Below are 4959 nucleotides of genomic sequence, written 5' to 3' on the forward strand. Positions count from 1 at the left end.
GGCCCAACATGGCGCTGCACATGCCGCTGTTCCTGACCGACGAGGAGGGCCGTTTCGCGATCGGTTGCAGCGAGACGATCCTGGTGACCGATGGAGGGGCGGAGGTCCTGAGCAACGGCGATCGCGAACTTCGATTCCTCTGAGCTGAAAGCCATAATGGGTCGGCGATCGTCGCGTAGCAAAGAGACGCAACGCCCGCTCGGCAGCGTTGTTGGTCGGGCTGATCCGGCCGTCGGCGAACAAGGTCATAAACCTTCCCACCCTTCAGCACATACTCGATCGGCTCAGCAACCGGAGAGCTTCGGGACAGTCTTGCCCGCTCGCTCCGCATCCCCTAAGCGTCTCTGCCAACGGCCGGCTTTCCTGCTGGCGTCCTCGCAGGCGTTCGTCGGCGGCAAGACCTTTGATGTCGCGCTCGACATCAACAGCAGGTCCATTGGTTGACCGCCTCGAGCGCGATCCGCGAGATCGGTGCGGCATCCTTGCGCGCTTGGCATTGGTAGCGACGTCGGCAAGCACGAAGAACTTTCGGCGCGCATCCGCCCAGCACAGCGCCTGGGGTCAGCGGACCAGGATTGCGGCCCACTTTGAACAACGGCATCGGCCTGAACATTTAAGCACCACCCGTCAGTGAATGAACGCCTTTTGATCTCGCCGGCTTCGGCGGCGAACCTGAGGGCCTTTGGTACGAAAGCGAGGAGGCGCCGCCTTGTTCTGTAACGGGACCCTACTTGTAAGCTCCTTTGAGTGATAGCCCGGAACGGCAGCTGTTTGGCGCGAAGGCCGAACAGAGCAGCGCCAATGAGATCAGACCACAAGGACTGGCACGGCCGAATGCTCGACCGTAAGCTCGCCCGCGGGCCGACAAGCGCATTAGGAACCGCCTTGTCCCAGCGAAGCTGCGCTTTCCCAAAGCCTGCATCGAGGAGATCGGCTTACCGCCGCGTTGCCTGACCGGCGCAACCCCACGGCGTTCGCCCCAGGGCGAGGGGCTAAGGCGCCTCAGCCTGATCGTCACCGGCCGACCTCTTCGCTGCCAGATCGCCTCCGTCCTCTCGGCTTCGAAAGCCTCCTGCACCACAGTCTGCAATAGCCATAAGTCCTGGCGTTGATCTCCAGCGCCCGGCCGCAGGCGGCGTTGACGCGCTCGCGGCCGAAGCCCTTGACGAGCCGTATGACGCCAAGACAGGCGCGGAAGCCTTGTTCGGGATGCGGCCGATCCGCCAGTATCTTCTGGCACAGCAAGGCCGCATCGAGACCGATCGCGGAAGCTTCCCGGTTGATCCTCTCGATCGTCCACGGCGGTGCGATGAAGGCATGTGATCCGGCTGGCCACGGTCAAGACGCTCGCCAGCTTCGACTTCTCTTTCCAGCCCTCGCTCGACCGCGATCGAATCTTCACGCTGGCCCAACTCGGCTTCGTCGCCCGCTGCGAGGTCATCCACTTCCTCAGCCCGCCCGGCACAGGCAAGAGCCATCTGGCCATTGCGCTTGCAGTCGAGGCTGTGAAGGCTGGAAAGAGCGTCTATTTCTGCACGCTCGCCGAACTCATCGCCGCGCTGGCAAGGGCCGAACGCGAAGGCCGCCTGCAGGAACGCATCCGCTTCTTCTGCCGGCCTGCTCTGCTCGTTGTCGATGAGATCGGCTACTTGCCCGTCGTCCACGGTGGCGGCAATCTGTTCTTCCAACTCGTCAACGCCCGCTACGAGAAGGGCGCAATGATTCTCCCTCAAATCGCGGTTTCGCCGAATGGGGCGAGGTCTTCGGCGACCCTGTCGTCACAACCGCACTTCTCGATCGCCTGCTTCACCATGCGGTCGTCGTCCAGATCGACGGATCGAGTTATCGGCTCCGCCAGCACGCCGAGCTCATGCCCGAACACTTGCGATCAAAAGCCTCCATCACGCCGCCGACAATAAATCCACCATCGCGGCCGCGCGGCCGGCCACCGAAAAATGGACACCCCTCCGCGACAGCCTGAGCGGCGAAACTGGGGAATTTTACTTCGGCACTTTTGGGGAAAATTCGAGCGGCATTGACACCTTGTGATCTCGCTTGACCAGGACGAGTTTCCCTCCGGCACAGTTCTCAAGCTCTATCGCATGCGCTGGCGCATCGAGCTCGCCTTCAAGCGTCTGAAGAGCCTGATCGGACTGGCCACGCCTCCCGCCAAAGAGCCAAGGATCGCAAAGCCTTGGATTCTTGCCCACTTCCTCATCGCGCTTGTGACCGAAACCCTTTCGCAGGAGTTGGGTGTCTCTCCCCTTGAGCGACGGGCGCCCGCTGCTGTGGCGCGCCACCCGCCAGATCGTCGCCTCGCTGATCGCAGCGATCTTTGCTCAACCGCCCTTGGCAACCCTGCGCCAAAATCTCCATGCCTTGCGACATCGATGGCGTGAGCCACCTCGAAAGCGCAAATTTCAGTCCATGCCGAAGCTATCTTAGCGCATGCCTCCAAGGGGGCGGCATCATTTCGGATTCAGGGGGCGGTTAAATCTCGGAACGAGGGGGCGAGATCATTTCGGAATCGGAGGGCGACATCCCTCGGAATTTGCATCCCGTCCATCCGCAAAAGCATGGAGTGTTCCTCTTGTTCGCTAAATCTCGGCTTTTCTTCCAACCGTTTCTTCCTGTAATTCAGGAATTGTCTGCTATTAATTTGTCTCAGTCGCGGGGTGCACTCCAGAACTGTCCTCTCAGTTTTCTAGACCAGTCCCGTGTTCTTGTCGAACGCTCGAAGTCACTGGTTGACGCGATCAGAATCTCGCCTCCCTGCATACGCTCTCGAGCCTGAGGGCGACCCCAAAGAGCTGCGCATCGGAGCCGGGTGCACCAATAATCTGCACAGACACGGGCAGGCCGCCGCTCGGCGAGGCTACCGGGAGCACTATCACCGGCGCGCCTACCAGATTGAAGAAGGAAGTGAACATCGTCAGGGCACTGCCAAGTGGAATAGTCTGCCCGGCTATGTCCACGTCGATGGTCCCGACCTCCGGCGCTGTGATCGGACAGGTCGGCATCAACAGGAATTCGAACGTCTGCATGGCCTGCGCAAATGATCGCCTGTAGGTCGACAGCACGCGCTTACACTGGACGTAGCTTTCTGCGGACAGGAACTGACCCATCACAATGCCGCCGCGCATGTCGGCACCGAATCGATCTCGGGCGCTGGCAAGATTAGGGCCGTGATACGCAAGAGTTTCGGCGAGCTGGATTGTCAGCGAGACTGCACGGGCCTCGGACTGATCGGGGAGTGCGATCGTGCCGAATGTGGCGCCCCGCCGTCCGATGTGTGTCTTCGTGGCGAGGAACGCGTCGTGCACCGACGCGTCGCATTTGTTCTCGCAGCCGTTGACCAAGGCAACCCTCGGCGCCGCGCCGGGTGGCGTCGCCGACGGGAGCTTCGCGATTTGCCTGACGACAAGCTCCAGGTCCTCAACAGATGTCGCGAGTACGCCCGCATGGTCCAGCGACCAACAATAGGGGATGACGCCGTCGAGACTGATCAGGCCATAGCTCGGCTTGTACCCGGCGATGCCGCAGAGCGCGGCCGGGATACGAACCGAGCCGCCCGTATCGGTGCCAAGCGCGAACGGCACGATGCCCGCCGCCACGGCTGCCGCGGAGCCGCTGCTCGAGCCACCAGCGAGCCTTGTCTCATCATGCGGGTTGACGACTGTTCCGGCCCAGCGGTTCTCACCGGTCGCGCCAAATGCGAATTCGTGGAGATTGGTCTTGCCGATCAGGGCCGCCCCCGCTGCCTCAAGCATGCAAATGGCCGCCGCCGACCTCTCCGGCACATTGTTCTCTAACACCCTGCTGCCGCCGGTGGTCCTGATCCCGCGCGTTTCGAACATATCCTTGGCGGCATAAGGAATTCCATCAAGCGGTCCCAGAACGCGGCCGGCCTTCCGGCGTGTATCGGCCTTGGCCGCCTGGGCGAGTGCATGGTCGGCGGCAACCGTAATGAAGCTGCGCAGCGAGGGATTGGTCCGTTCGGCCGCAGCAATACAGTCGCTGATGATCTCGACCGCGGACCGGTTGCCGCCCTCGAGTGCGGCCGCAATAGTTTTGATTGACCTCCATTCAGTCATGGCCAGTGTCTGTTGCTTGCGCTAGGGCGTCCGGAGCAACTTGGCCCAGGTCTCTGGCGCCGATTCTGCGCAAATCCGATAGCAAACTCTCGAAGCTAGGAACTACCCCGAACCGGGGCGTCACCAACTTTTGAAGATCCTCTTCGGCCCATAGGTTGTCAAAAAAATCGACGTTAATGGCCTGCAATGTCTCCAGACGGAGCTTCACCATTGTTCCTCTTTCCCACAACGGCAAGGCCGCGCAGATTATCGTGAGTAGTCGAATCCGGTTTAGTGATGAAAATTCCCGTCTCCGAAGTTCCCCCTCAATAGTAATGTTTAGATCACGAGGGAAAATCATACTGGCCTCGGTGCCCGGCTCATCGCCCGGTTCAGTCGGCGGGCTCGAGGTCGCACTGACCATCGAGCGCCCGGTGAGTAGCCGGGAAAGCATCCGGCGCCCGTGTAGACCTCAGCCGCCGCCTTGGCTTCCCGCAAGTGACGCTCCTGCGAGGCGATGGGTTGCTGGCCCTGGGGTCGACCAACCCGCCCTACATCGTCACCGGGAGGAATAGTCACTTTCGTCGCTATGCGAGGAGCGTCGGCCCATTATGGCATCTAGCCAACGATTTCGAAGTACCTCGCGTGGGTGATATCGTGGATGCGATTGATCAAGCTCGAGTAGCTATGTCCAGCGGCAATCGCGGCTAGGACAAATTCGGAGTTCATACTCAGCCCCGGCATCGAGTTGATCTCCAAGACAAAGGGCTGACCGGAGCGGTCGATCCGGAGGTCGACGCGGGCGTAGTCCCGGCACTGGCAGGCACGGAAGGTCGCAACCGCAATGTCCTGCAGCAAAGTTGCAAGGCTGCTCTCGACTTGCGCC

At 61.2% G+C, this 4959-nt stretch carries 2 protein-coding genes and 5 pseudogenes; 3 read left to right on the top strand and 4 right to left on the bottom strand.

The window, feature by feature from the left end; genetic code table 11:
• Positions 1-177: 177 nt before the first annotated feature.
• Positions 178-598 (bottom strand): annotated as a pseudogene (locus tag EN852_RS42695) (transposase); the annotation flags it as partial.
• A gap of 494 nt (positions 599-1092) precedes the next feature.
• Positions 1093-1328 (bottom strand): annotated as a pseudogene (locus EN852_RS34355) (IS21 family transposase); the annotation flags it as partial.
• Between EN852_RS34355 and EN852_RS43285 the strand changes: the two are divergent.
• The 3 genes and pseudogenes from EN852_RS43285 to EN852_RS34365 all read left to right on the top strand — a co-directional run.
• Positions 1320-1667: pseudogene (locus tag EN852_RS43285) on the top strand (ATP-binding protein); the annotation flags it as partial. The pseudogenes EN852_RS34355 and EN852_RS43285 overlap by 9 nt on opposite strands.
• 122 nt (positions 1668-1789) lie before the next feature.
• A pseudogene (locus tag EN852_RS43290) lies at positions 1790-1981 on the top strand (ATP-binding protein); the annotation flags it as partial.
• 64 nt (positions 1982-2045) lie between these two features.
• On the top strand, positions 2046-2399 hold the full coding sequence (locus EN852_RS34365; protein ID WP_126097345.1) for a transposase: 354 nt from the start codon (positions 2046-2048) through the stop codon (positions 2397-2399).
• 357 nt (positions 2400-2756) lie between these two features.
• Here the strand turns inward: EN852_RS34365 and EN852_RS34370 are convergent, their stop codons facing one another.
• Together EN852_RS34370 and EN852_RS34375 are read right to left on the bottom strand one after the other, a co-directional pair.
• A complete protein-coding gene (locus tag EN852_RS34370) occupies positions 2757-4094 on the bottom strand; it encodes an amidase (RefSeq protein WP_126097346.1) in 1338 nt (445 codons plus the stop codon).
• 597 nt (positions 4095-4691) lie between these two features.
• Positions 4692-4959, bottom strand: a pseudogene (locus EN852_RS34375) (hypothetical protein); the annotation flags it as partial.

This window comes from Mesorhizobium sp. M2E.F.Ca.ET.209.01.1.1, assembly GCF_004010375.2.
GTDB lineage: Bacteria > Pseudomonadota > Alphaproteobacteria > Rhizobiales > Rhizobiaceae > Mesorhizobium.

What these genes read in the sequence shown, in the direction of transcription:
- EN852_RS34370 (WP_126097346.1), bottom strand. Translation starts at nt 4,094, where the DNA reads ATGACTGAATGGAGGTCAATCAAAACTATTGCGGCCGCACTCGAGGGC.